Genomic DNA, 25,839 nt, shown 5'->3' on the forward strand with positions numbered 1-25,839 from the left:
GTGATCGCCAGCGTCGTGGGTCAACGGGCCACCCCGCGGGCCCGCAGGCCCTCCACGGCCTCGGCCTCGATGAGCCCGTCGGTGAGGACCGCGTCGGTGTCCGCACCGAGGGGCCGGCCGGTGAAGCGGATCCGTCCCGGTGTCCCACCCATCCGCCACATGACGTTCTGCATCCGCATCGGCCCGAAGTCGGGATCGTCAACGCTGGTGATGAGCTGCAGCGCCTCGACCTGGGGGTCGGCGAGGAGTTCGGACGGGGCGTACACGGCAGCCGCGGCGGCACCGGCCCGCTCGAACTCGGCGAGGACAACGTCCCGGGTCCGCTCACCGATCCACCGTCCGACGAGGTCGTCGAGCTCGTCCGCGTGCTCAGCGCGCTGGCCGCCGGTCGCGAACCACGGTTCGCGGGCCGTCTCCGGGCTGCCGACGAGTTCCATGACCCGCTCGGCGATCGCCGTTGCGCTCGTCGAGATGGCGACCCAGTGCCCGTCGCTCGTCCGGTACGTGTTTCGGGGAGCGTTGTTGGCCGTCCGGTTTCCGGTCCGCTGCTGGTCGACCCCGAGCTGGTCGGCGTAGAGGACGCCCGGGCCGACGGCCGTCATGATCGGGGATAGCAGGTCGAGGTCGATCTCCTGGCCGTGCCCGGAACGTTCCCGGTGGTACAGCGCCATCGACACGGCGGCGGCTCCGGCGATCCCGGCGATCGAATCCGCGAGCCCGAAGGCCGGCAGGGTCGGCGGCCCGTCCGGCTGCCCGGTCAGGTGGGCGAACCCGCTCATGGACTCGACGAGCGTTCCGAACGCGGGGCGGTCCGCATAGGGTCCGGACTGCCCGAAGCCGGTGACGTGGATCATGATGAGCCGTGGGTTGGCCGCGCTGAGCACGTCGTACCCGAGCCCCCACCGCGCCATGGTTCCCGGGCGGAAGTTCTCAACGACCACGTCGGCGGTCGCCGCGAGGCGCCGGAAGACGTCAGCCGCCTCCGGGTCACCGAGGTAAAGGCCCACGGTCCGCTTGTTGCGGGCGATCATCTTCCACCAGATGCCCTGCCCGTCCTTCTGGAGCCCGTGGCCGCGCATGCCGTCGCCGTTGCGAGGGTGCTCGATCTTGATGACCTCGGCGCCGAAGTCGCCGAGGATCTGCGCGATGATTGGGCCGGCGATGATCGTCGATGCGTCGAGGACGCGGAGGCCGCCGAGCGGACCGTCCGGGTGGCGACGGGACTGCGCCGTCACGCCCGCGACTCCGAACCCGTCGCGCCTCCGGCCTCCAGCGCCCCGCCTGCGGTATCGCCGGGGCCGCCCAGCGCGGCGAGCAGCCCGGCGACGCCGTGGGCGGAGGCGAGGTCGAGGACGAGCCCGGTGATGACGTCCGTGTCCTTCTCGCGGTTTCCGAAGGCAAGGTTCCCGCGGAACTTCGTAAGCAACTCCTCCTCGCTGAGCGGATTGGCCGGGCTGCCCCGGCTCGCGTCCACGCGGTGCTCGTGGACCCGGCCATCGGTCATCGTCACTCGGACGACGGCCGGCAGCTGGGCAGGGAAAAGCCGATCGCAGGTCTCGTCGACGACGCAACTCACCTTGGCCGCGAGGTCCATCCGGAGGCCCTCCGCGAGCCGCCCGGACTCGAAGTCGCCGTGCGAGAGACCGAGACCCTCGCCGCCGATGAGGGCGGAGGCGACGGTGTAGGGCGCGCTGAACGCCGCATGGTAGCCGCTCTCAGGGCGGGCCTTCTCCTCGGCGGGGTGGGCGATCGTCCGCAGCGCCGCCTCGGCGCCACCGACCTCGATCGCCCTGATGTCCTCGGCCCGCACCCCATCGGCGCGCAGCGCGACGGCGGCGTCGATGATCGCGTGGGTGAAGACGTTGCACGGGTACGGCTTGAAGGCGATGTGGTCCGAGTGCCACCGGGTACCGAGCTCGGCCACAGTGACCCCCGCGTCCATGCCGTCGCCGCAGTGCGAGGACACGAGCCCGAACCGGCCCTCGAAGACCGTCGGGGGACCGGTCAGGCCGTGCCGGGCCAGCGATGCCGCCGACACCCCGACGTGCGCGGCCCAACCACAGTGGACTCGCTTGACCGTGCCACCGGTGCGGTTCGCCTCGAGAATGCCCGCGCCCATGCTCGACGCGATCCCGGCCGCCGAGGCGACACCGTCGGCGTCGAGGCCCGCAAGGAGCGCGGCGGCGACGGATGCGCCAATCGCCCCGCAGATCGACGTCGCGTGGTAGCCCCGCTCGAAGAAGACCGAGACGTTGCGCTCCACGTCGTAGCCGGCCATCCCGAGCCGAACGGCGAGTTCGACGCCGATAGCCATGGCATCGAGGGCCTGGGCGCCGATCGCACCGGACGCCTCGGCGGCGGCCAGCGCGGCCGGGACGACCGATGCGCTCGGGTGCACGATGCTCGGCAGGTGGGTGTCGTCGAAGTCGAGGGCGTGCCCGAGGGTGCCGTTGACGAAGGCCGCGGCGGCCGCCGGGTAGCGCACATTGCTGCCGATGGCCGTCGCCTCGCTGCCGTCACCCCACGAGCGGGCGACGGCGTGGGCGATCCGGGCCGGTTCGCTGTTCACCGCGGCCAGTGAGTTGCCGAGGAGGTCGAGGGCACGCCAGGTCGCGTCGCTCCGGATCGAGGCGGACAATCCCTCGGTGTAGCTGGTATGCGCCCAGGCGGCGAACTCATTCACGAATCCCATGGTGGGTCACTCATCTTCCTGTCGATGCCGGCGAGCCGGCTCGGCGTATGGCTGGTGTGCTGGGCGCGCGGCCCGCTCAGGATCAGGCCATCTACTCCCGCTGGTAGCGGCTGCGGACCTCGTCGGGCTCGAGCCGCGGTAGGTGGAGGACGTCGCCGAGGGCTGAGTAGTACGGACCGCCGAGGCGGGCCACGACGTCGACGTTCTCGTAATTGACGTGCCGCCCGTCAAAGATGTCATCGCGGAAGACATAGTGCTTGACCTCGCAGAGGGCGAGGTAGGAGATCCCGACGGCGATGAACTCCAGGAACTCGCAGAACAGCGCCCCGGAGGAGCCAGCGACGATCGGCGGGAAGCCCGGCATCATCCGGTCCTGGCCGAGGCCGACCTCGAGAAACTCGTCGGTGTTGGCGATGAACTCGGCCGCGCTGCCGACCATCGGCTCGACGGTCGGTCGTTCAACCTGGCTGATTGTCAACCGCCGGTCCCGTTTGAGGTTCGTGTAGGTGTCCTTCTCCTCCCCGGAACGCTTCAGCGCCTGCGCCCCGATCGAGAAGAGAACCGTCGGCGGCTCCGGCGAGGCGACGGTAAAGAACGAGTACGGCGCGAGGTTCGCCGACCCGTCGGGCGCGTTCGTCGCGACCCACGCGATCGGCCGGGGGACCACACTGGCCGTCAGGTACTTGTAGTTGTCGGCACGGTCGGTGTCGACGACGTGATAGCGGCCTTCCTTACGCACCGTGGGCCTCCGTCCCGGGGGCCGCCGCGACGGCCGCGCCGAGCGGGCGATGGAGGTACCGTCCCGTCGGCTCGCCAACGGGACGGCCGTCGAGGGCGATGGTCCTCCCGCGCAGCAGGGTGCGGACCGGCCACGCCCGCAAATCCATCCCGGCATAGGGGGAGTGGTCCTGCGCGGAATGGAGCTGTTCGGATGCGAGGGTGCGGTCGGCATCCGGGTCGAAGATGACGATGTCGGCGTCGGCCCCGATCCCGATCCGGCCCTTCGGTCCGTAGCACCCGTAGGCCTTGGCCGGGTTGGCGCTCGCGAGTGCGACGATGCGTCCGAGCGGGATTCCGCGCTCAAGGTAGCCCTTGCTGACGAGGGTCGGGTACATGAGTGCCGCCCCGCCGAAGCCGGGGACGGCATCCCACACCTCACCGGCCTTCTGCTCGCTCATCGCGCAGCAGTGGTCGCTGCCGAGCCAGTCGATCCGGCCGTCCTCGACCGCCGCCCAGAGGGCATCGGCGTCGGACTGGCCGCGGATGGGCGGGTTGACCTTCGCGAGGTTGCTCTCGCCGAAGGCCCCGGCGAGGACGAGGTAGTGCGCGGCCGTCTCGGCCCGGATGTCGTGCCCAGGGACGAGGGCCCGCGCCTGGCCGACGGCGGTCACGGCCGCCTCGCTTGACAGGTGGAGGAGGTTGACCGGGGCCCCTGTCGCCGCCGCCATCTGACCTGTGCGAAGGATGCTGATCGCCTCGCCGAGCGCCGGCCGCGCCGCGGCGTACCGACCGAGTGGGGCAAGTCCGATCCCGTCGGCCCGCTGCTGGAAAAGTGAGATGAGATCGGCGTCCTCGCAGTGCACGCTGAGCGAGACCCGGCCGGCGTCGCCGAGTCGCTCATCGAGCGTGGCGACCTTCTCCATGATCCGGTAGGCGAAGGCCGCGTCGTAGGACTCGGACTCGGAGTCCATCCGGGCCCCGATGTAGGACCAGAAGAACTTGAAGCTGCTGACTCCCATCTCGCAGACGAGCCAGTCCATCTCGGTGACGTGGGTGTCGGTCATCGGGGCCAGGTGATAGCCGAAGTCGACGTGGGCCCGGCCCCGTGTCGCCGCGAGGACCTCGGGGAAGATCTCCCGGTAGGGTCCGCTCCGCTCAAGGTAGTGCGAGCCGGTCCGGAAGTAGCTGATGATGCTCGTCGTCCCGCCGACGGCCGCCGTGACCGTCTCGGTCTGTGTGTCCTCTTCGATGCTCCGGTAAATGCCGAGGTGGAAGTGGCCGTCGACCGCCCCGGGTAGGACGAGTCGGCCCTCAGCGTTGATCACCTCCGCGGCGTCCACGGGGTCGAGGTCGTGGCCGATCGCGGTGACCACGCCCGAGCTGATCCCGATCGAGGCGGTTATCGGATCGTCCTGTGACTCAACCAGAACGAGCCCGTCACGGATCACCGTGTCAAAGCGGGGCACGCTTGCTCCTGTTCTTCGTTGGTACGGCTAGGGTCGAGGCCGGCGTGACGTCGGGATCGCTTCGTCGCTCAGGGAGCGGAGCCAGGCGATAGCGTCGTCCGCGAGGCAGAGGTCCGCGTACTTCATCCACATGTCGAGCAGGGCGACCCGGTGGGAGATGCCGACGCGGTCGCCGACAGCGTCGGCGACGACGATCGGGCGTAGCCCACGGGCCGCCGCGTCGACGACCGAGGCCCGGATGCACCCGCTCGTCGACAGGCCGGTGACCACGACGGTGTCGGCGCCGATCTCGGCGAGGTGGGCGTCGAGGATCGTCCCGTGGAACACGCTCGCCGAGCCCTTGACGATGAAGAGCTCATCTTCCTGCGGCGCGAGGATCGCCGGCATCGAGGCGCCGATCGCCCCCTGCATCAGCACCGTTGCGGCGTGGCGCTTGTCGTCGAACTGCGTGCCACCCTGGCTCGGGTCATGCGCAACCACCGTCGAGATGACGGGGACGCGGGCGGCGCGGGCTGCGGCGACGATGGGCACGGCCCGTTCGAGGGCCCGCCAGGCCGCCGCCCCCGCACCGGCGGGGAACTCGTCGAGTTGCTCCTCGACGGGGGCATCCCGGCCGAGGTAGGAGTGCTGGAAGTCGATGACGAGCAGCGCCGGCCGGCTGCCCGGGCCGCGTGGCTTCCCGTAGCGGGCGACGACGTGCTCCTCGCCCGGCGCGAGAAGGCTGCGCCATCCGGGCGCCACGTCGTCGATGGTCCGCAACTGGAGTGGACGCCCGACTCCGGGCCCGGGGGCCTGTGGTGAGGGCGCGTCGGTGGGCACGGTGGACTCCTTCACCTTGAGGTGGGGGTGGATTCTGGCTGCTCGGGTCGGTCGCCGGCGGCGCGTCGGCGTCCGCCGAAACGCCGCTTCAGCGGTGCTGCGGCGAAGACGGCGACGAGCAGGACGAGCATGGCGAGGGCGGCCGGCCGTTGCAGGTAGACCCCGATCCCGGCACCGGACATGACGAGCGACTGCCGGAAGGACGTCTCCATGATCGGCCCGAGGATGAAGGCGATGACGAAGGGTGCGGCGTCGAAGCCGCCCTTGCGCATGAGGTAGCCGAGGACACCGAAGACGATGACGAGCCACACGTCGAAGAGCCGGTTGGCGAGGCTGTAGGCCCCGATGAGCGAGATGAGAATCGCGGCTGGCCCGAGCACGGACATCCGGATGCGTAGCAGCTGAGTGAAGACCCCGACGAGCGGCAGGTTAAGGATGATGAGGAAGACGTTGCCGATCGCCATCGAGGCGATGACGCCCCAGAAGACGGCCGGGGAGGTATGCATGAGCTGCGGCCCCGGCGTGATGCCCTGGATGAGGAGTGCTCCGTAGAGGAGGGCGAGGACGGCGTTGCTCGGCAGGCCGAGGGTGAGCAGGGGGACGAAGGCCGACGTCGATGACGCGTTGTTCGCCGTCTCCGGTCCGGCGACGCCTTCGATGGCGCCCCGACCGAAACGCTCCGGCGTCTTGGACCGGGCCTTCTCCCAGGCATACGAAATAATCGAGCTGAGGACACCACCGCCACCGGGCAGCAGACCGATGCCGAAGCCGAGGGCGCTGCCGCGGGCAATCGGTCCGGCCGATGTCTTCATCTCCTTGCGGCTCGGCAGGAACTCGCGCAGCTTGGTCCTGATGGCCACCCCGGCCGCCGTGTTCTCGCAATTATGGAGAATCTCGCCGATACCAAATACGCCGATGGCCACGACGACGAAGTCGAACCCGTCGGCGAGTTCGAGGACGCCGCCAATGAGCCGCTGTTCGCCGGTGAAGATGTCCTGGCCGACCGTGCCCAGTAGAAGGCCGAACGCGGCCGCGGCGAGGCTCTTCCACGTCGAGCCCGTGCCGAGCCTCGTGATGAGGGCGATGCCGAGCAGGGTGAGGACGGCGAACTCCGGTGGACCGATCCGGATCGCGAGCGCCGCGAGTGGCGGGGCGACGAAGATCAGGGCGGCGACGGAGACCATGCCGCCGATGAACGATCCGATGGCGGCGATGCTGAGCGCCTGTCCGGCCCGGCCTCGCACGGCCATCTGATAGCCGTCGAGCGTCGTGATGACCGAGGCCGCTTCCCCGGGCAGGTTGAGCAGGACCGAGGTGATCGTCCCGCCGTACATCGAGCCGTAGTAGATTCCCGCGAGCATGATGAGCGCGGTTTCCGGTGCCATCGTGTAGGTGATGGGCAAGAGCAGGGCGATCGTCGCGCTCGGGCCGAGTCCGGGGAGGACCCCGATGGCCGTTCCGATGAGGACGCCGAGGAAAACGAAGATCAGGTTGGTCGGATGGAGGGCGACCTCGAAGCCGTAGAGGATCGAATTGAGGTCCATGCCAAACCTCCCATCCGGTGGCAGTAAATCGGTACTGGCGTCATGGGATACCCAGGGGATCGTGGGGGAGTGGGACCTCGAGCAAGGTTCCGAAGATGAGGGCGAAGCACGCGCTCACGGCGACGCTGAGGAGTGCCGCGACGAGCACGCGTTCGCGACCGAGGAACCGCAGCCACGCGAAGAGGAGCGCCGAGCCGGCGATGGTGAGACCGACGAGCTGCCAGAGCGGTACGAACAGCGCGAGCGAGAGCACTCCGACAGCGGTGCGCAGCGATCCGCGGGTGAAGGTCTCGACGTCGTTGGCGTGGTCAATGAAGAAGATCGGGAGGGCCAGGATCACGAGGGCGACCCCGACGATGACGGGGTAGAGGCCCGGCCCCGGTCTCGTGAATCCCCCGACGCCGAGAGCGGCGCCCTGCGGGATGGCAAAGCCCCCGATGATGAGTGGGCCCAGGGCGATGGCTCGAGACGGCCGCAGCCATCGCCCGGGACCCGCGTCGTGCTCGGTCTTCATGAGCCGCCGTTTTCGACAAGCTTCTGGATGGCTGGGGCGTAATACTCGCGTTGCTTGGCGAAGAGGCCGTCAAGCGCCGCGCTGCCGATGAAGGTCGTCGGGATGAACTCCTCGCCGATCGCCCGGCGGGTGGCCGGGTCGGCGAGCGCCTTCTCCAGCGCCTCCTCGAGGGTCGCGAGAACGTCGGCGGGCACCCCCGCGGGCGCACCGATGCCGAAGTACGACGTCCCGACGTCGATCCCGGCGAAGCCGAGTTCGACGACGGTCGGCACGTCGGGCAGGTAGGGCGCACGCTTCGCCGAGAGGACGGCCATCGGGATGGCCTCACCGGACGAGATCTGGGCGAGGGTGTCCTTCGACGCGACCTGAATGATGCCGTGGACGTTGCCGCCCAGCATGGCCGCGATAGCCTCGCTGTTGCCGTTGAACGGCACGATGCTGATCTTTGCGCCCTGCTGCTCGAGGTGCTGGATGTCCACCGAGATCTGGCCCGTGCCGGACGGCGCGGCGAGCGAGATCGTGCCCGGCTTCTCCTTGACCTTGGCGAAGAAGTCCTCCGGACTGGTGATCCCGGACTTTTTGCCGACCGCAATGATGTATGGGAATTCACTGACGGCGCCGACGTTGACGAAGTCCTTGTCGGTATAGCCGGCGTCCTTGACGACAATCGGTGTGACGACGGCCGCGTTCGAGCCGGTGATGGCCAGGGTGTGGCCGTCGGCCTTGCTCTTGATCATGTCGCGCATACCGATGGCGGCGCCCGCACCAGGCTTATTCTCCGGGATGACCTTCCAGCCGAGCTCTTTCTCCCAGTAGCTGGCGACCGCGCGGCCGACGAGGTCGGTGGGCCCGCCGGCCGCGTAGGGGATGACCAGGCGGATGGACTTGCTCGGGAACTCCGACTTTTGGCCATCGGTCTTCCCCGACTCCGCCGAGGTGCTGCAACTGGCGGTTGCCAGCATGGCCGCGGCTGCCAGGATGCCGGCCAGGACAGATCTACGCACCGTACCTCCAGTTGGAATATGTCTGCTTTTCGACAAAGGCAATGAGAAGCCCAACCGGTTTCGATGGCTATGCCATCGATGGGTTTGGGCGGCTGCTGTGACTCCGGAGAGCGTGGCGTTCTCCGACTTCGGACCATGTGCGTTTTCGCGGTTCCGCGGAACGTAGCAACGCGACGAGCGCCCAACCCTGATGTTCCGTACAGCGGACCGATGTCGTCGTCCGGGAGAAGGGGACCGGGCCTCCCGTGGGACGGGTGGCGGTCCGGGCCCCGTCCGGGAAGCGGGCGCGTGTCGCGCGGGGCTTGGCGGCGTCCGACCTGGATCCCCGGTGCGCCCTCTCCGACGTCGTCGCTGCGGGCCGGCACCGCGGGCGCAAGGTCCAGACATCCCAGCCGATCGATCCGGCGGTGAAGGGTGGCGCGCAGCATTCGGCCGGTGGCGAAGGCCGGTGAGGGCACTCATGATGTCGAGGGCGGCCTGGCGCACCAGGCTGGTCTGCTCGCCGAGTGGCCGTGGCCGATCCCAGCTGCCGGTGGGAACGGCGGTGTCTGCGGCGGTCTTGAGGACCAGCAACGCGTCGGCCGCTTGACCCCTCGGCCGGGGTCACGTCGTGGAAGGTGCGGTGCGACCGGGATCGACGCGCCGACCGAGGCGGTCTAGGCGCTGGTCCGGGAGCCGCAGGTCTAGTACGCCCTCAACCTCGCCCGACGCCCAGTCCTCGTCATCAGAGGTCGACCTGCTCGTCGACCTCCACACACCTCATGCGCCATGAGCACGGGCCGTGGCCGCGAGGAGCGCTGGCAGCGAGGTACGGCCACCGCGCGATCATCGATTGCTCACCCAAACCATCGATGATCAACGCGGTGGCCGTCCTCATACCCATGACCGCCGGGATTAAAGCCGGCGACGGTGGAGTATCAGCCAGCGCAACTGGAGCTGTCCGGATGGTCGTCGCAGAAGGAAGCGGCCAGCTTCTCCACTTCCTGCTGATCGAAGTCGTTGGCCACCGTATTGACCTCCGCCGTCCACACGTCGGCGACCGTCACGCTGCCACCTTTGATGACGTCCGCCATGACCTGCTGGTCGATCACCGACTGCACCTGTTCGTCGGTCGCGAAGCCGATCTTTCCCTCCACCGGACCACTCGATGCCAGGCGGGCCACGAGCGCGGTCACCTGGCTTTCCAGTGCGTCCGCTTCGTCCTTGCCCGCCGGAAGGAGTTCCGGATAGATGTCCCAGCACATGCGCATCGCGAGCTCAGGATTCGCCTTCGCGAAGACGTACGCCTTGGACGCGGCGCGGGCGAAGCGGCCCGCCGCATCACGGTTCGCGGTCAGCCAGTCCCGGCGCGCGGAGTACGCGACGCCGAATCCGCTCTTGCGGACCACGTCGTTGATGAGGTATCGGAGCTCTACGTCCAGCTTCTCCATGAGGGCATAGTTCGTATCGCCGAATATCAGTGCATCGACCTGGCCATTCTGGAGGGCGGCGACCGCGGGTGCGCCGTCGCCAACAGCAATGAATTTCAGCTTCTCGGGGTCACCGCCGGACGCGGCCATGACGGACTTCAGGAAGGGAATTCCGCCGGAGGCGAGGCTCAGCGCACCGACCCGCTTGCCCTCAAGGTCCGGCATCTCGGTGATGGGGCTGCTCGCGAGCACGGCCGGATAGACGAACGCGCCGGTGACCAGGGAGTGGAATGCCACGAGCTCCCCGCCGGCGGCCACCGCGGGTAGGAGAGATGACGTACCGGTGTCGGTGATGTCGCTCTGTCCGGACACCAGCGACTGCATGGCCGCGGTACCGCCGTCGATGGTGTTCACCGTGACGGCGAGTCCCTCATCCTTCCAGAAACCGGCTCGGTCGGCGACGCATTCGAAGAGGGCAAAGGAAGGACTCGGCGCTGACGAGTGCGTGTAGTTGATGCGCATGGTGCCATCGGCGCCGGTCGTCTCCGGGTCGGAGCTACACGCGGCGCTGGTCACCGCCAGGGTAATCAGGACCGTTCCGCAAATCAGGGATCTGAATCTCATCTGAACTGCCCTTCGATAGGTCTCTGAGCGACCCTTCTATATGGACGTGCTCGGTGAATCCTCTTCGCGGCACCAGAATGTGAAGCGCCGTTCCAAGGCTTTCATCACGGCATTGAGGGCTATCCCGAGTGCCATGAGGATCAGGAGCACCGCGAAGACACCCGGGACGTTGAATGACGCCCGCTCGGCGTTGAGCAGGACTCCCAGTCCGGAACTCGAGCCGACAAACTCGGCTACGACCGCTCCCAGTAGCGCAAAGATGGCACCGATGTGGAGCCCGGCGAAGACGAACGGGACGGACCCCGGGAGCCGCACATAGCGAAAGGTCTGCCACTTGGTAGCGCCCACCGCCACCATGAGCTCCTGCCGTTCCCGGTCGCGCAGCCGCAGGCCCTGCATGGTGTTCACCAGGATCGGAAAGAAGGTAACCAGCGCAACGACGAGGATTTTGGAGGTGACCCCGAACCCGAGCCAGATCACGACTAACGGCGCAAGGGCGATCTTCGGGGTCGACTGGAACGCGACAATGAATGGATACAGGACGCGTTCCAGCGGGCGCAGGGCGGCGAGTAGACCACCGAGCCCGATGCCCAGGCCGGTGGCGAGAAGAAAGCCCCAGGCCGTTGCCGAAAGAGTGGACAGCAGGTGATCCCAGTAGATTCCGCGCTCGAAACCGACGGTCAGGGCCTCCCAGACCGAACTGGGGGCCGGCACCATCAACGGAGAGATCCACCGTTGGCGCGAGGCGATCTCGAAGGCGCCGAGCGTCACAGCGAGCACCAGAAGGCTCAGCAACGGGTAGACAAGGTGCCGGGCCGCCCGCAAGGAACGGGGGCGAGGACTCCGGCGAGGGGCACCCTCGGTCGGGCCTGTGGGGTCCCGCCCCGTTGCGGAGGCGTGCACTGCCGTCTGGCTCATGAGTCACCTACCTCAACTGGTGGCAGCCGTGTCGAACACGTCTCTGACGATCCGTTCCTGCTCGCGAAACTCCGGTAGGACGTAGCTGTTCGCCGTGCGGGGCCTGGGCAGGTCGACGGTGACGATGCTGCTGATTCGGCCCGGACCCGCGCTCATGGCGACAATGCGGTCGGACAGAAATACGGCCTCGGAAATATTGTGTGTTACGAATATGATGGTCGCCCCGGTCCGCGCGTGTACGTTCTGTACCTCGATGTTCAGCTTCTCCCTGGTCATCGCGTCCAGGGCACCAAATGGTTCGTCCATGAAGATGATCTCGGGGTCGAGGAGCAGGGAGCGAGCGATGGCGACCCGCTGTTGCATACCGCCCGACAGTTGGAATGGATACTTATCCGCCGTGCCGGCGAGATTCAGCATTTCGAGTAGCTCAACGGCGCGTACTTCAGCCGCTTTCCGGTCGGCGTGCTGGATGATCGCCGGGAGCAGGACGTTGTCCCGCACGGTCCGCCATGGTAGGAGGGCCGGCGTCTGAAAGACGACACCCATCGATCTGGGGCGGGGCGGCCCCGGCCGCTTCTTGAACGACAGGGAGCCGGTCGATGGCGCCAGCAGCCCCGCGCAAATCTTGAGCAGCGTGGTCTTGCCGCAGCCGCTGGGCCCGATGATGCTCAGGAACTCGCCCTTGGCGACGGTGAGGGAGACGTTACTCAGCGCGGGGTGGGGCCCGGAGTCCTTCGTCGTGTATGACTTCGAGACGCCATCGGCGTCGAGTATCGCTGACTCTCGCATTAAGAGCCCCCTTTGCTCACGTGTGGACCTGCCGTGCATAGACCCACTGCGGGAGCGTCGAAGCTCCCGGCCGGCCGCCACGTTGCCACTCTCGTCACGCTCGGCCGGCATCCAATGTGGACCACCGGCAGAGGGAAGCAAGACTCCCCCGCCAACGCCGGCGGCTGGGAGTCTTGCAAGGAAGCGGGACGAGGTGCGAACGAGACCGTTGTGAATACGTCGAGTATTGGCTCTACAAGTAGGACGGTCGCCCCAGTGTCGAAACGAGGGAGTGGCTGTAGCGTCTCGCCCCGGCATGTGACCGGCAGATTGTCTGACGGTCAGGCCAAATCTAGGTGCCGGTAGTCGCCCTGTCAAGGGTGGACACGGCCCGCCGGCCGGTCGCTTCCTGCCTGCTGCCGCTCCGCGCGGCGCGGGGCTTTGGATCGACCGCAGGCTCTACCTACCCGGGGGCGACCTGTCGGGAAGGAACCCGGACCGGATCGCGCGGTAGGCGAACCGCACCAAGGGAAAACGGTGACCGCACCGACGCGACGCGTGCCCGCGGAGACGATCGATTGGACCCGGTCGCCTACTTGACCGCGATGGCGTTCGGGGGCGATGCGACGCCCGTCATCGACGGCATGGGCGCCGACATGAGCAGGAACTCGTAGCGGCCGTCGACGGCGCAGTCAGCGGCGAGCGGCCCGAGGTCCCACAGCTCGCCGATCGGGATGCCGAGCAACGGGATGAGGGCGAAGTGCATGAACACCTCGCTGAGCCGGCCGCGGTCGGTGCGCGCCGCCGCCCGTACCGACGGCTCGATCAGGGCTCCGGCGGGCCAGACCTCCAGCGCCGGATTGTCCGCGGCCACAGCACTGATGTGCTGATCCCACAGGAACTCGATCATCTTCCCGCAGGTCCGCAGGCCGACCGCGGCCTCGACCCGCGCCGCCGCGATCCGGTCCACCGTGTCCAGGGTCCGGTACCAGTCCAGCCAGCCGGTCCGCACCAGCAGCACGTCCCCGCGGCCCAGGGTCGTGCCGGTGCGCGCCAACGCCTCGACGAGATCCTCGACCTCGATGGGATCGGGGGCGTCGGGTCGCAGCGGCCGACCCACCGACGCGCGGTAGGCCGCGACGTCAACGAGGACGCCGCGGCCGACGATGCCGTGGCGGGCCCAGTGCCCGACTCCGTGCTCGGCCGCCGCCAGGCCGCCGAAGAAGCCGGCGACCGGATGGCGCACGTGGCGGAAGCCGTCCCACTTGCTCGACACCTGCGTGCTCCAGCCAGACAGGATTTCGTCGAAGATGTTGTCGAGCTCCACCACGTCGTGCACGAAACGGGAGCGCCCGAACAGGGGAGGGTCGAAGAGGTCGAGGGCGGCGTCGAGCCGGAACTGCTTTCCCCGCCGGACGAGCCGGAACGCGTTGGCGGCGGCCTCCTCGTCGAGGAGGCTCAGCATGCCCAGGCGCGGGTCGATACCGGGAATCGACCAGGCCGAGTGCGGTGGATCGGCGTGCGCGAGCTCGGCGTAGCTGGGCAGGCGGTCAGGAGGTCGGCGGGCCGGTCCGGCCTCGGTGAGCCCGACCGGCGTCGACTCGGGCGGCATGCTGCCAGTCTGCCCGTCCGATCGCCGCCCGGACAAGGGTCCGGGTCCACAAACCTATCTGACGGTCTGACAATCTAGGTCAGGGTTGGTCCGATATCTCGGCGAGCCGGGCGATGCCGGTGCGGGCGGCGTTGCGCACGTGTGTGGTGCAGGCCCTGGCGGCCCGTTTGGCGTCGCCCGCCTCGATCGCCTCGACGATCGCGGTCAACTCCTGGACCGACTCGAGCCCCCGACCCTCGACCGAGAGCGACGTGGCCCGCAGCAGCTGGACCCGGCCCTGCAGGATGGTCAGCATCTCCGCCAACGGGGCGCTACTCGCACCGGCCAGCAGCGCTTCGTAGAACGCGTCCTTGGCCCGCAGTTCCTTCGTGGTGTCGTGCTTGGATCGAACCGATCGCTCGTATCCATTCAGCGCGCGGCGCAGGTCGCGCACCTGGGCGGGCGATGCCCGCTCGACGAAACGCTGCACGGCGAGCACCTCGAGCGCGGCGCGCATCTCGTAGATGTCCGTCGCCTCGGCCGGGGTGAGTACCGAGACGATGGCTCCGCGCTGGGGAATGACCGTCACCAGGCCCTCCGAGGCGAGCTTGGTGAGCACCTCGCGCACGGTGGCCCGGGAGACGTTCAGTTCCTCGACGAGCTTGCGCTCGATCAGCCGCTGCCCCGGCCGGATCTCGAAGGTGAGGATCGCCTGCCGCAGCACGGCGAGGACCTGGTCGCGCAGGGGCGCGGCGACCCGACCCACCGGACCGATGCTCCAGTCCGACGCGGCCACCCCCGAGCTGCCCGGACGGCCCGCACGCGCCGGACGGCCCGCACGCGGATTCGGCGGCGTGTCGCCGTTCGCGCGACCGCCGCCAGGCGTCGCTTTCGCGGTGGCCACCTTCACATCACCACCGCGGGGCCGGGTGTGGGTGCAGCGATTGGCATAGTGCTCAGCATAGGTCCCGCACCAACCCCGTGCGGGTACGGGAGCCAATGAGGCCAATGAGCGGGTCCGGACTCCGTCGCGGTTGACAGCGAGGGGCTGTCAGGATCTCGATGAGCAGGTCGACCCCCTCAGGATGCGGCGTCAAGCTCGGCCAGCACCCGTTCGGCGACCCGGAAGCACTCCAGCGCCGCCGGGGCGCCGCAGTACGGTGCCACCTGTAACAGGGTCTCCTGGATCTCCGTTCCGAGGACCTCCCGGCGCACGGCGAGGCCGTCCACGAGCCGCGTGTCATCGCTGATCGTCATTCGACGTTCTCCTTGCGCCAGGCGCGAATGCGTCCATCGGTCGCGCGTGCCACCAGAAACAGGATCGACGGACTGTCTGACAATTCGTGGTACGGTGAGTCTGCTCCGTCCACGCGGCCGGGTCAAGCACCTTCCTGACCTCGGCCGGGTTGAAGTCGGTCGGTCTGACGGAAACGATCAGCCGGCTGCGAACCAGGTGGGTGTAGCGTCCCGCCCACCCGGTTGCGAGGAGTCGTCATGAGCACGACCTATGACCTGCTGCTGACGAACGGACACGTTCTGGATCCCGGGCAAGGCATTGATGAACATCTCGACATTGCCATCTGTGACGGTCGGATCGCGGCCATCGGGCCGCGGATTGACGTGGCGCGGGCGCGGACCGTACTGGACCTGCGGGGAGCCGACCGGCACATCATTCCCGGTCTCATCGACATCCATGCCCACGTGGCACACGGGGCGACAACCCCCGGCGTCGGCATGGGGTGCTGCGATCCCGACGCGATCGGCATCGAGTCCGGTGTGACGACGGTCCTCGACGCCGGTTCGGTCGGGGTGGCGAACATCGGCGTGCTCGGCGCGCACGTCGTGCCGCGGTCGACCACCCGGGTGATCGTCTACCTCAACGTCGGCAGCCACGCGCACACCATGCCGACCATGGCCGACATCACGTCGATGGATGACATCAACCCCGAGGCGATCCGGGCCTGCATCGCGGCCAACCCGGGTCTGATCCGGGGGATCAAGCTGCGGTTGGTCGGGCCACTCGTGCTGGCCGAGGGCGAGAAGGCCATCAGCCGCACCAAGGACATCGCGCGCGAGCACAGCCTTCCGCTGATGGTGCACATCGGAGACCTGTTCGGGGCGACCGAGACGGCCGAGCGCATGCGGCAGGTGACCGTCGCTCTGCTCGACGCGCTTGAGCGGGGAGATATCCTCACGCATCTGTGTACGCCGAACGTCGGCGGCGTGGCCCATGCCCTGGACCGGGTCGCGCCCCTGCTGGCGGCGGCCCGGGAACGTGGAGTCGTGCTCGACGCCGCGCTGGGCATGGGCAATTTCGGCCACCGTGTCGCCCGCGAGCAGCGCTCCGCCGGCATCGTCCCGGACACGATCAGCTCCGACCTGACCGCTGGCGGCCAGCCCTTCCACAGCCTTGTTGAGTGCATGGCCAAGTTCATGGCCATCGGCTACAGCCTCTCCGAGGTCGTTGGCATGACAACCGCCAATGCCGCCAAGGCAATCGGGCTCGGCGACACGTTGGGGGCCATCGCCGTAGGCCGGGAGGCGGATCTCACCGTTCTCGACGTGGTCACCGGTGAATTCGTCTTCACCGACACTCTGAAGGAGACGTTCACCGGGACGACCGGTCTTGTGCCGGTGCGGACGGTGCGGGCCGGCGTGCCATACGCGCCCCGCTGGGGTACGCACCCCTGGGGCTGGCTGCCGGCCCAGGCCGGAGGCGCCGGCTGATGCACACCAGTGCGGCCTCGCTCGGGCTGCGGGTCAACGGGGCCTGGGAGCGGCTACCGCCCGGGTTGCGGCATCGTGACGTGGCGGACGTCGCCGTCGACTCGCACGACCGACCGCACCTGTTCGTCCGGCACGACTCGCAGGTACTGGTCTTCAGCCGCGAGGGCGAGTTCCAGTACGCCTTCGGCAACGGCCTGTTCCGGATGGCGCACGGAATAGCGATCGATGGTGAGGACTGCGTCTACTGCGTCGACAACCTCGACCACACGGTGCGCAAGTTCAGCCCCCGCGGGGAGCTGCTGATGACCCTGGGAACACCCGGCATCGGCAGCGACACGGGCATCGACCCGGACGCGCCGGTACGGGTGCACTCCGTCGAGCGGGTGCGGCATCCCGGGCCACCCTTCAACGGATGCACCGATGTCGCCATCGACGGCAACGGGGACATCCTGGTCTCGGACGGGTACGGGAACGGCCGCATTCATCGCTTCTCCGCCACCGGGGAGCTGCTGGACTCGTGGGGCGAGGTCGGCTCCGGACCGGGCCAGTTCCGCCTTCCCCATGCGATCGCGATCGCCCCCGACGGGCGGCTGCTCGTCGCCGACCGGGAGAACGACCGGATCCAGATCTTCGACGGCGGCGGTGGCTACATCGGCGAGTGGACGGGCGTGCAGCGGCCGACCGATCTCGCCGTCGCCGCCGACGGTCGCGTCTTCGTCAGCGAGCTCTGGCGGCCGGCGGGCAACCATGGCTTCGTCGACGACATCACCACCGACCGGCCCGGTCGCATCAGCGTCCTGGACGCCTCCGGTGAGGTCCGCGTCCGCTGGGGCGCATCCACAGGAGATAAGAACGCCCCCGGAAACGTGATCGCCCCGCACGGTCTGTGCCTCGACTCGCACGGCGACCTTTACGTCGCCGAGGTCACGTACACGTTCGCGGTGGCCCCGGGCCTGGTCCCGGCCGATCACGCCGACCACCAGATACAGAAGTTCGTGCGAACCCCGTCCCCGCGGCCGGCGCCGTGATAACCGCATGAGTAAGGAGCCGACACCATGAAGCGGAGCACCGACAGGATCCTGACCACCCACGGCGGAAATCTGCCGCGCCCCACCGATCTCGATGCGCTCATCGCCGAGGGTGAGTCCGCGCGGTCGCGGATCGACGCCCGGGTGACCGGTGCCGTCGCGGAAGTGGTCGCGAAGCAGGTCGAGTGCGGGGTCGACATTCTCAACGACGGCGAGTTCGTGAAGGCCGCCAATGCCTCCAACTACCACGGCTACATCTACGCCCGCGTGACGGGGTGGGAGCAGCTGCCGGTTGACCCGAACCGGCCGCCCAAGCGGGACGGCGTCGGCGCTCGCGACCGCAAGGACTTCCCCGGCTTCTACACCTCTGGCCTGTGGCTGTCCGGTTCCGGTGGACCCGTCCGACCCGGCTTTGCGACCCCGGGCAACGTGCCGACGCCGCCCACCACCGAGCGCGTGTGCACGTCGCCGGTCCGCTACACCGGCCAGGCAGCAATTGCCGAGGACGTAAGGGCGATGAAGGAGGCGCTGGTCGGCGCCGACGCCCAGGGTTTCATCGCCGCGCTTGGCCCGCTGAGCCTCGGCGCCGGGGCGCGCAACGAGCACTACGACAGCGAAGAGTCCTACATGATGGCGGTGGCCGAGGCGTTGCGTGAGGAGTACCGGGCGGTCACCGATGCCGGGCTCGTGTTGCAGGTGGACGAACCCGAGTTCGCCACGACCTGGCAGTTCCATCCGGAGTGGACGGTAGAGCAGTTGCGGGACTACCTACGCTTCGCCGTCGAGGTGATCAACCACGCGATCGAGGGCCTGCCGGTCGAGCAGATCCGGTTCCACACGTGTTGGGGCAGTGGGCACCGCCCGCACACCAACGACATCCCCCTCCGCGACATCGCCGACCTGCTCGTTACCGTCAATGCTGGTGCCTATGCGGTCGAGGCCGGGAACGTCCGGCACGCCCACGAGTGGCGCGTCTGGGAGGACGTCAAACTGCCGGACGGCAAGATCCTGGCGCCCGGTGTTGTCAGCCACGCCACGGACCTGGTCGAGCATCCCGAACTGATCGCGGAGCGCCTCGTGAACTTCGCCGGCGTGGTCGGCCGGGAGAACCTCCAGGCGGGCACGGACTGTGGCATCGGTTCCCGGGTCGGCCATGCCGAGGTCGTGTGGGCCAAGCTTCGGGCCATGGCCGATGGTGCGGCCCTCGCCAGCGCCCGCCTGTGGAAGGCGTAGCCGGGCTCGCCTGCACCGCGCGGCGCAACCATCCATATTGGTGTCGCGCACAGTGCATCGCCACCGCTGAGGTCGATACCGTGGTGTTCGGTTCCGCGACGGGCGGACCGTAGTCCTCCGGAAGGACCACTGATGACCAGCACGCTTTCGACTCGCCCCGGCACGGTGGGCGAGGGCGACTACCGGGTCGCCGACCTGTCGCTCGCCGCCTTCGGCCGCAAGGAGATCCAACTCGCCGAGCACGAGATGCCGGGTCTGATGGCGCTGCGGCGTGAGTACGCCCAGTCGCAGCCGCTGCGCGGGGCGCGGATCAGCGGCAGCCTGCACATGACCATCCAGACCGCGGTGCTGATCGAGACGCTGGTTTCGCTCGGGGCCCAGGTGCGCTGGGCTTCGTGCAACATCTTTTCCACCCAGGACCACGCGGCGGCCGCGGTCGTCGCGGGTCCGCAGGGGACGGTCGAGGCGCCCTCGGGGGTTCCGGTCTACGCCTGGAAGGGCGAGACGCTGACCGAATACTGGTGGTGCATCGAGCAGATGATGCTCTGGCCCGACGGCGCCGGCCCGAACATGATCCTCGATGACGGTGGTGATGCCACCCTGCTCGCGCACAAGGGTGTGGAGTTCGAGAAGGCGGGCGCGGTGCCGGCCAGCACCGAGCAGGACTCGGAGGAGTACGCGGTCATCCTCCAGGTGCTGCGCCGGTCGCTGGCGGAGGATAGGACGCGCTGGACCCGCGCCGGCGCCGGGATCAAGGGGGTGACCGAGGAGACCACGACGGGCGTGCATCGGCTCTACGAGATGCAGGCCAACGGGACGCTGCTCTTTCCCGCCATCAACGTCAACGACTCGGTCACGAAGTCGAAGTTCGACAACAAGTACGGCTGCCGGCACTCGCTCATCGACGGTATTAACCGGGCCACGGACGTGCTCATCGGCGGTAAGGTCGCCGTCGTCTGCGGTTACGGCGACGTCGGTAAGGGCTGCGCCGACTCGCTGCGTGGCCAGGGTGCCCGCGTCATCATCACCGAGATCGACCCGATCTGCGCGTTGCAGGCGGCGATGGATGGCTACCAGGTGACCACATTGGATGACGTGGTGGCGAGCGCGGACATCATCGTGACCGCCACCGGCTGCGTCAACGTGATCACCCATGAGCAGATGGCCCGGATGAAGCACCAGGCCATCGTCGGGAACATCGGTCACTTCGACAACGAGATCGACATGGCCGGCCTGGCCCGCCGTCCGGACGTCCGCAAGGTGAACATCAAGCCGCAGGTCGACGAGTGGGTCTTCGACGACGGCCACTCGATCATCGTGCTCTCGGAGGGCCGCCTGCTGAATCTGGGCAACGCCACCGGCCATCCGTCGTTCGTGATGTCGAACTCGTTCTCGAACCAGACGATCGCGCAGGTCGAGCTGTTCACCCGTACCGACCAGTACCCGGTCGGCGTCTACACGCTCCCGAAGCACCTGGACGAGAAGGTGGCCCGCCTGCACCTGGACGCGCTGGGCGTGAAGCTGACATCGCTGAGCAAGGTCCAGGCCGAGTACCTCGGTGTGCCGGTCGAGGGCCCGTACAAGCCCGAACACTACCGCTACTGACGGGACCCATACACACGATGGTGGTGGCGTTCCTCGACGGCCGGGCGATGCTGGCGACGATCAAGCGTGAGCTCGCCGGCCGGATCGCCGCGCTGGCCCGAGCCGGGGTAACTCCGGGTCTCGGCACGATCCTGGTGGGCGACGACCCCGCCAGCCGGTGGTATGTGGGCGCCAAGCACCGGGACTGCGCCGAGGTCGGCATCACCAGCATCCGGCGGGACCTGCCGGCCGGGAGCACGCAGATGCAGGTCGAGCAGGCGATCGATGAGCTCAACGCCGATCCCCATTGCAGCGGATTCCTCATCCAGCAACCGACCGGGCTGGACGAGTTCGCCCTGCTGGGCCGGGTCGATCCGGGCAAAGACGTCGACGGGCTGCATCCGGTCAACCTCGGGGCACTCGTGCTCGGCCGGCCGGCACCCCTGCCGTGCACGCCGTTCGGCATCGTCGAGATGCTCCGCCGCTATGACGTACCGCTGGCCGGTGCCCGGGTGACGGTCATCGGCCGCGGTACCACGGTGGGCCGGCCGCTCGGGTTGCTGCTGACCCGGCGTGCCGAGAACGCCACCGTGACGTTGTGTCACACCGGTACCCGCGATCTGGCGGCCGAGGTGCGGCGGGCCGACATCGTGATCGCCGCCGCTGGCGTGCCGGGTCTGGTCACACCGGACATGGTCCGGGCGGGCGCTGCCGTGCTGGACGTCGGTGTGAGTCGGCTCGATGGCCGGCCGGCCGGGGACGTCCACCCCGATGTTGCCGGCGTCGCCGGGCACGTGGCGCCCAACCCCGGCGGGGTGGGCCCGATGACCAGGGCGATGCTGCTCACGAACGTGGTCACGCTCGCCGAGGCACGCGCGGGATTGCGGGCACGGTGAGGCTCATCGAGCGGTGTGTCCACCGTCGAGGGTAGACACACCGCCGGTGACGGTGCTCGCCGTCGGCCCGATGTGCCGGTTCAGAAGATGACGGTGGTCGTTCCGTTTCGCAGCACGCGATCGGTGCAGTGCCAGTGGACCGCGCGCGACAGGACCGCCCGTTCGATGTCGGCGCCGAGCCGGGTGAGCTCCGGCACGGTCGCGCGATGCGAGACCCGGATGACGTCCTGCTCGATGATCGGACCCTCGTCGAGGTCCTCGGTCACGTAGTGGGCGGTCGCCCCGATGAGCTTGACCCCGCGGCGCTGCGCCTGCTCGTACGGCTTCGCGCCGGCGAACGCCGGCAGGAACGAGTGGTGGATGTTCACCGCCGGCATCTCGACGGCGGACAGGAAGTCGGCCGAGAGGATCTGCATGTAGCGGGCCAGCACCAGCAGATCGAAGCGCCCTCGCAACAGTTCCAGCTGGCGCCGCTCGGCCTGCGCCTTATGCCCCGGCCGCACGGGTACGTGCTCGAACGGGACGCCGAACGCCTCGACCGCGCCGCGCAGGTCGGGATGGTTAGAGACGACCAGGCCGATGTCGGCCGGCAACTGCCCGCGCTGCCACCGCCAGATCAGGTCGAGCAGGCAGTGGTCATAGCGGGATACGAATATTGCGATGCGAGGGCGTGTCGTGCTGCGGCGCAGCTGGAACGACATGCCGAACGGTGATGCCACCTCACGGTCGAAGCCCGCCTGCAGCGTGTCGAACACCCCGCCGAGGTCCTCGTGCTGGAACACGGTGCGCATGAAGAACCGACCACCGCGCGCGTCGGTCGAGTACTGATCCGACTGGACGACGTTCGCGCCATGCCGGTGCAGGAAGCCGGAGACGGCGGCGACAATGCCAGGACGGTCGGCGCAGGTGACGAGCATCCGTGCGGTGTTCGGCTGGTCGGGCGGCGCGGCCGTGGCGAGTCGGGCGGCGTCGACCGTGGACCGCGGGGTCACGGCCGGCCCGCCAGGGCCCGAGGCTCGGTACCGTCGGGGCCGGTCGACGCGCCGAGGCGATCGGCGATCTCCTCGGCGGCGGCGGCCCCGTATGCCTGCGCGAAGCGGGCCAGCAGGTCGTCCCGCTCGCCGCGGTGCTCCTGGGTACCCACGGTCTCCAGCACCAGTGTCGCCATGAGGCAGCCGAGCTGTGCCGCCCGCTCGTCGCCGACGCCCCACTCGACGCCCGCCAGATACCCGGCGCGGAACGCGTCACCGACGCCGGTGGGATCCGTCTCGGTGCGCGGGGGCGCCGCGGCGACCCGGATTTCGGGCTCGCCCCGGCGGCGCAGCACCACTCCCTTGGCACCAAGCGTCGTTACGCTGACGCCCACCCGAGCGTCCAGCTGCGCCCCGGAGAGCCCGGTCTTGTGCTCCAGCAGGCCGCGTTCGTACTCGTTGGTGAACAGGTACTCGGCTCCGTCAACGAGCTGGCGTACGTCGTCGCCGTCCATCCGGGCGAGCTGCTGGGACGGGTCGGCGGCGAATCGGTAGCCACGGTCTCGACACTGCGCCGTGTGCCGGAGCATCGCGGCCGGGTCGTTCGGGCCGATGATCACGAGGGTGCCCGGGCCGGCCTGGCGCACGGCGGGGGCCAGATCGATGAGTCGAGCCTCCGCCATAGCTCCACTGTAGAAGGAGGCGAGTTGCTTGTGGGTGCGGTCCGTCGTGCAGATGAAGCGGGCGGTCAGCCGGGTGCCCGAGGTGTGCAGGAACGTGGTGTCGACACCGTGCCGGCGCAGCCAGGAGTCGTAGTCGGCGAAGTCCTGACCGACCGCCGCGACGAGCCAGGGGCGCAGACCGAGCAGGCCCAGGTTGAATGCGATGTTGGCGCCCGCGCCACCCCTTCGGATCGCGAGGTCGTCCACGAGGAACGACAGGGACAGCGAGTCGAGGTGCTCGGGCAGCAGCTGGTCGGTGAAGTTGCCGGGAAAGGCCATGAGGTAGTCGGTCGCGACCGAACCGGTGACGATGACGGACATCAGAGCGTGTCCCTTGCCGGTAGCCCAGCGGCATCACGCAAAGCCGCGGCCCGGTCGGTGCGCTCCCACGTGAACGCGTTGTCCGACCGACCGAAGTGGCCGTAGGCGGCGGTGGCACGGTAACGCGGCCGGTCGAGCTCAAGGTAACGCTGGAAGGCCGCCGGCCGCAGGTCAAAGTGCTCGTGCACCAGCTTCTCGATGGTGCTGCGGGCGACGTTTTCGGTGCCGAACGTCTCGATCAGCACGGACAGCGGCCGGGCCATGCCGATGGCGTAGGCAACCTGGACCTCGACCCGGTCGGCGAGGCCGGCGGCGGCCACGTTCTTCGCCACGTAGCGCGCCGCGTAGGCCGCGGACCGATCCACCTTAGACGCGTCCTTGCCGCTGAAAGCGCCGCCGCCGTGCCGGGCGTATCCGCCGTACGTGTCCACGATGATCTTCCGTCCGGTGAGCCCGGCGTCGCCGACCGGACCACCGATCACGAACCGCCCGGTCGGGTTGACGAAGAGATTGGCCCGCAGCGCCGCCGGCTCGTACAGCTCGGACGGGATCGTCGGCGCGACGACGTGCTCCCACACGTCGTCGGCGATCTGCTCCCGGGTGACCGATTCGGCGTGCTGACTGGAGACGAGAACCTTCTCCACGGCTACCGGGACACCGTCGCGATAGCGGACCGTCACCTGGGTCTTGCCGTCCGGCCGCAGGTAGGGCAGGGTCCCGTCCTTACGGACGGCGGCGAGCCGGTGGGCGAGGCGGTGCGCCAGCGCGATGGGCATCGGCATGAACTCGGGCGTCTCGGTCGTGGCGAAGCCGAACATCATGCCCTGGTCGCCGGCGCCGACCCGGTCCAGGTCGTCACCGTGCGTCTCGCGGCTCTCCATCGATCGGTCGACACCCTGGGCGATATCCGGAGACTGCCGGTCCAGGGCCACCATGACGCCGCAGCTGTGCCCGTCGAAGCCGAGTTCGGGCCGGTCGTACCCGATCTCGCAGATGGTGTTCCGGGCCACCTGGGCGTAGTCGATGGCGGCGTTCGCCGTGATCTCGCCGGCCAGCACGACGAGTCCGGTGGTCACCAGCGTCTCGCAGGCGACCCGGCCAGCCGGGTCGGCGGCGAGCACCGCGTCCAGGACGGCGTCGGAGATCTGGTCCGCGATCTTGTCGGGATGCCCCTCGGTCACCGACTCCGACGTGAACAGGTAGTCATTGGTATCGAGTTGATTCATTCCGATCTGTCCTCCTGGTTGGCGGCGCCACTGTCTGTGCCGCGCGCGTGGGCGTCGATCTCGTCCCGGACAAGGCGGGTGGCGTGCACCATGACCTGTAGCTTGGCCGTGGCGATCGGAGTGGGGAGGTGGCGTAGACCGCAGTCGGGATTCACCTGGATTCGTTCCGGTGGCAGCAGTCGCAGGGCGCGGCGGAGCCGCGCGACGATCAGGTCGACCGGTTCCACCCGGGTGTTCTTCACGTCGATGACACCCAGCCCGATCGTCCGGTCCCAGCCGGCCCGGGTGACGAGGTCGAGGTCGTCGTAGCCCTTCCGGGCGAACTCGAGCGCCAGCACGTCGACCTCGGCCTTGTGCACGGCCGGGAACAGGAAGTCGTAGTGGCCCTCCCAGGACGGCCGCGCGTACCGGTTGCCGTAGCACACGTGCAGGCTCCACTGGGCGTTCACGCCCGCGGTCACGATGTTGACGGCCTCGACGGCGAGCGCGGCCTCGTCGGGGTACCCGGCCAGAAACGGCTCGTCGATCTGCAGGATGGTGGCCCCGGCGGCTGCCAGGGCGTGCATCTCGGCATTGAGCAGCCGCGCGATGGCCCGGACCAGGTCGGCCGGCTGGCGGTAACCGTGGTTGTGGATGCGGCGGGAGAGCGAGAACGGTCCGGTGAAGGAGAACTTCGCGGGCCGGTCCGTATGCGCCGAGGCGAAGGCGTAGTCACGCGCGAGGCCGAGTTCGGGCGGGTCGTCCTCGGGCAGCGCCGCGTCGACGTACGCGTCGAAGTAGTCGTAGGCGGAGTCCTTTGTGGTCGGAGCGATCCGTACGCCGGGCAGCCGGGCCAACACGTAGTCGATGTCGTTGTCCCGGCGCAGCTCGCCGTCGCTGACGATGTCGATACCGGCGAGCTCCTGGTCCTTGAGCGCCGCCTTCACGCACACGTCGTGGATGGAGCCCAACTGGACGGAGCTGATCCGCCCGCGGTGGTAGTCGGTCCGCGCGCGTTCGAGCCAGTCGGGCACGGAGTAGGAGCCGATGACGGTGGTGGGTAGGAGCGCGGGAGTGGTCATG

23 protein-coding genes are annotated in these 25,839 nt (G+C 68.7%); 5 read left to right on the forward strand and 18 right to left on the reverse strand.

Annotated features, from left to right (window positions below; translation table 11 throughout):
* Positions 1 to 20: 20 nt before the first annotated feature.
* The 14 genes from KJS59_RS05965 to KJS59_RS06030 all read right to left on the reverse strand — a co-directional run bounded on the left by KJS59_RS05965 (position 21) and on the right by KJS59_RS06030 (position 15,326).
* The gene (locus tag KJS59_RS05965) at positions 21 to 1,235 is read right to left on the reverse strand and encodes a CaiB/BaiF CoA transferase family protein (RefSeq protein ID WP_213451297.1); all 1,215 of its coding nucleotides are present in this window, start codon (positions 1,233 to 1,235) and stop codon (positions 21 to 23) included.
* Positions 1,232 to 2,692, reverse strand: a complete 1,461-nt coding sequence (locus tag KJS59_RS05970) for an MmgE/PrpD family protein (RefSeq protein ID WP_376771130.1) — start codon at positions 2,690 to 2,692, stop codon at positions 1,232 to 1,234. The genes KJS59_RS05965 and KJS59_RS05970 overlap by 4 nt, the downstream gene beginning before the upstream one ends.
* A 91-nt stretch (positions 2,693 to 2,783) precedes the next feature.
* A complete protein-coding gene (locus tag KJS59_RS05975; RefSeq protein ID WP_213451299.1) occupies positions 2,784 to 3,431 on the reverse strand; it encodes a flavin reductase family protein in 648 nt (215 codons plus the stop codon).
* Positions 3,424 to 4,878: a dihydroorotase gene (locus KJS59_RS05980; RefSeq protein WP_213451300.1), complete on the reverse strand. Its 1,455-nt coding sequence runs from the start codon at positions 4,876 to 4,878 to the stop codon at positions 3,424 to 3,426. The genes KJS59_RS05975 and KJS59_RS05980 overlap by 8 nt, the downstream gene beginning before the upstream one ends.
* Before the next feature lie 27 nt (positions 4,879 to 4,905).
* Entirely contained in the window at positions 4,906 to 5,697 is a 792-nt protein-coding gene (locus tag KJS59_RS05985; protein ID WP_213451301.1) for an isochorismatase family protein, read from the reverse strand.
* An 11-nt stretch (positions 5,698 to 5,708) separates the two neighbouring features.
* On the reverse strand, positions 5,709 to 7,241 hold the full coding sequence (locus KJS59_RS05990) for a tripartite tricarboxylate transporter permease (RefSeq protein WP_213451302.1): 1,533 nt from the start codon (positions 7,239 to 7,241) through the stop codon (positions 5,709 to 5,711).
* Positions 7,242 to 7,281: 40 nt separating this feature from the next.
* Positions 7,282 to 7,755 (reverse strand): tripartite tricarboxylate transporter TctB family protein, encoded by a 474-nt coding sequence (locus KJS59_RS05995; RefSeq protein WP_213451303.1) that lies wholly within the window; start codon positions 7,753 to 7,755, stop codon positions 7,282 to 7,284.
* A complete protein-coding gene (locus KJS59_RS06000; protein ID WP_213451304.1) occupies positions 7,752 to 8,759 on the reverse strand; it encodes a tripartite tricarboxylate transporter substrate binding protein in 1,008 nt (335 codons plus the stop codon). Before KJS59_RS06000 ends, KJS59_RS05995 begins: the two co-directional genes overlap by 4 nt.
* 917 nt (positions 8,760 to 9,676) lie before the next feature.
* Positions 9,677 to 10,744 (reverse strand): ABC transporter substrate-binding protein, encoded by a 1,068-nt coding sequence (locus KJS59_RS06005; RefSeq protein WP_213451305.1) that lies wholly within the window; start codon positions 10,742 to 10,744, stop codon positions 9,677 to 9,679.
* Between the two features lie 84 nt (positions 10,745 to 10,828).
* A complete protein-coding gene (locus KJS59_RS06010; RefSeq protein WP_213451306.1) occupies positions 10,829 to 11,587 on the reverse strand; it encodes an ABC transporter permease in 759 nt (252 codons plus the stop codon).
* Positions 11,588 to 11,722: 135 nt separating this feature from the next.
* Entirely contained in the window at positions 11,723 to 12,499 is a 777-nt protein-coding gene (locus KJS59_RS06015; RefSeq protein ID WP_213451307.1) for an ABC transporter ATP-binding protein, read from the reverse strand.
* Positions 12,500 to 13,070: 571 nt separating this feature from the next.
* Positions 13,071 to 14,090, reverse strand: a complete 1,020-nt coding sequence (locus KJS59_RS06020) for a cyclase family protein (protein WP_213451308.1) — start codon at positions 14,088 to 14,090, stop codon at positions 13,071 to 13,073.
* A 79-nt stretch (positions 14,091 to 14,169) separates the two neighbouring features.
* Positions 14,170 to 14,835 (reverse strand): GntR family transcriptional regulator, encoded by a 666-nt coding sequence (locus tag KJS59_RS06025; RefSeq protein WP_213451309.1) that lies wholly within the window; start codon positions 14,833 to 14,835, stop codon positions 14,170 to 14,172.
* A gap of 314 nt (positions 14,836 to 15,149) precedes the next feature.
* Positions 15,150 to 15,326 (reverse strand): carboxymuconolactone decarboxylase family protein, encoded by a 177-nt coding sequence (locus tag KJS59_RS06030; RefSeq protein ID WP_213451310.1) that lies wholly within the window; start codon positions 15,324 to 15,326, stop codon positions 15,150 to 15,152.
* A 237-nt stretch (positions 15,327 to 15,563) separates the two neighbouring features.
* On the opposite strand from KJS59_RS06030, the gene KJS59_RS06035 reads away from it, so the two are divergent.
* The 5 genes from KJS59_RS06035 (at position 15,564) to KJS59_RS06055 (ending at position 21,537) form a co-directional block, all read left to right on the forward strand.
* Positions 15,564 to 16,796 carry an amidohydrolase family protein gene (locus KJS59_RS06035; protein WP_213451311.1) on the forward strand — a complete coding sequence of 411 codons (1,233 nt, stop codon included), beginning with the start codon at positions 15,564 to 15,566 and terminating at the stop codon, positions 16,794 to 16,796.
* On the forward strand, positions 16,796 to 17,824 hold the full coding sequence (locus KJS59_RS06040) for a peptidyl-alpha-hydroxyglycine alpha-amidating lyase family protein (RefSeq protein WP_213451312.1): 1,029 nt from the start codon (positions 16,796 to 16,798) through the stop codon (positions 17,822 to 17,824). The genes KJS59_RS06035 and KJS59_RS06040 overlap by 1 nt, the downstream gene beginning before the upstream one ends.
* 27 nt (positions 17,825 to 17,851) lie before the next feature.
* The gene (locus KJS59_RS06045) at positions 17,852 to 19,057 is read left to right on the forward strand and encodes a cobalamin-independent methionine synthase II family protein (protein ID WP_213451313.1); all 1,206 of its coding nucleotides are present in this window, start codon (positions 17,852 to 17,854) and stop codon (positions 19,055 to 19,057) included.
* Positions 19,058 to 19,189: 132 nt separating this feature from the next.
* On the forward strand, positions 19,190 to 20,662 hold the full coding sequence (gene ahcY, locus KJS59_RS06050) for an adenosylhomocysteinase (RefSeq protein WP_213451314.1): 1,473 nt from the start codon (positions 19,190 to 19,192) through the stop codon (positions 20,660 to 20,662).
* 17 nt (positions 20,663 to 20,679) lie between these two features.
* Positions 20,680 to 21,537, forward strand: coding sequence for a bifunctional methylenetetrahydrofolate dehydrogenase/methenyltetrahydrofolate cyclohydrolase (locus KJS59_RS06055; protein WP_213451315.1), 858 nt, complete (start codon positions 20,680 to 20,682; stop codon positions 21,535 to 21,537).
* Between the two features lie 80 nt (positions 21,538 to 21,617).
* Here KJS59_RS06055 and purU read toward each other — a convergent pair whose 3' ends face one another.
* The 4 genes from purU to KJS59_RS06075 are packed head-to-tail and all read right to left on the reverse strand — an operon-like array spanning position 21,618 to position 25,838.
* Positions 21,618 to 22,529: a formyltetrahydrofolate deformylase gene (gene purU / locus KJS59_RS06060; RefSeq protein ID WP_249713914.1), complete on the reverse strand. Its 912-nt coding sequence runs from the start codon at positions 22,527 to 22,529 to the stop codon at positions 21,618 to 21,620.
* Positions 22,526 to 23,551 (reverse strand): carbohydrate kinase family protein, encoded by a 1,026-nt coding sequence (locus tag KJS59_RS06065; protein WP_213451316.1) that lies wholly within the window; start codon positions 23,549 to 23,551, stop codon positions 22,526 to 22,528. The genes purU and KJS59_RS06065 overlap by 4 nt, the downstream gene beginning before the upstream one ends.
* A complete protein-coding gene (gene metK, locus KJS59_RS06070; protein WP_213451317.1) occupies positions 23,551 to 24,777 on the reverse strand; it encodes a methionine adenosyltransferase in 1,227 nt (408 codons plus the stop codon). The genes KJS59_RS06065 and metK overlap by 1 nt, the downstream gene beginning before the upstream one ends.
* The gene (locus KJS59_RS06075; RefSeq protein WP_213451318.1) at positions 24,774 to 25,838 is read right to left on the reverse strand and encodes a uroporphyrinogen decarboxylase/cobalamine-independent methonine synthase family protein; all 1,065 of its coding nucleotides are present in this window, start codon (positions 25,836 to 25,838) and stop codon (positions 24,774 to 24,776) included. The genes metK and KJS59_RS06075 overlap by 4 nt, the downstream gene beginning before the upstream one ends.
* Position 25,839: the final 1 nt, after the last annotated feature.

Origin of the sequence: Rhizomonospora bruguierae, assembly GCF_018397995.1 — a bacterium.
Classification (GTDB): Bacteria; Actinomycetota; Actinomycetes; order Mycobacteriales; family Micromonosporaceae; genus Rhizomonospora; species Rhizomonospora bruguierae.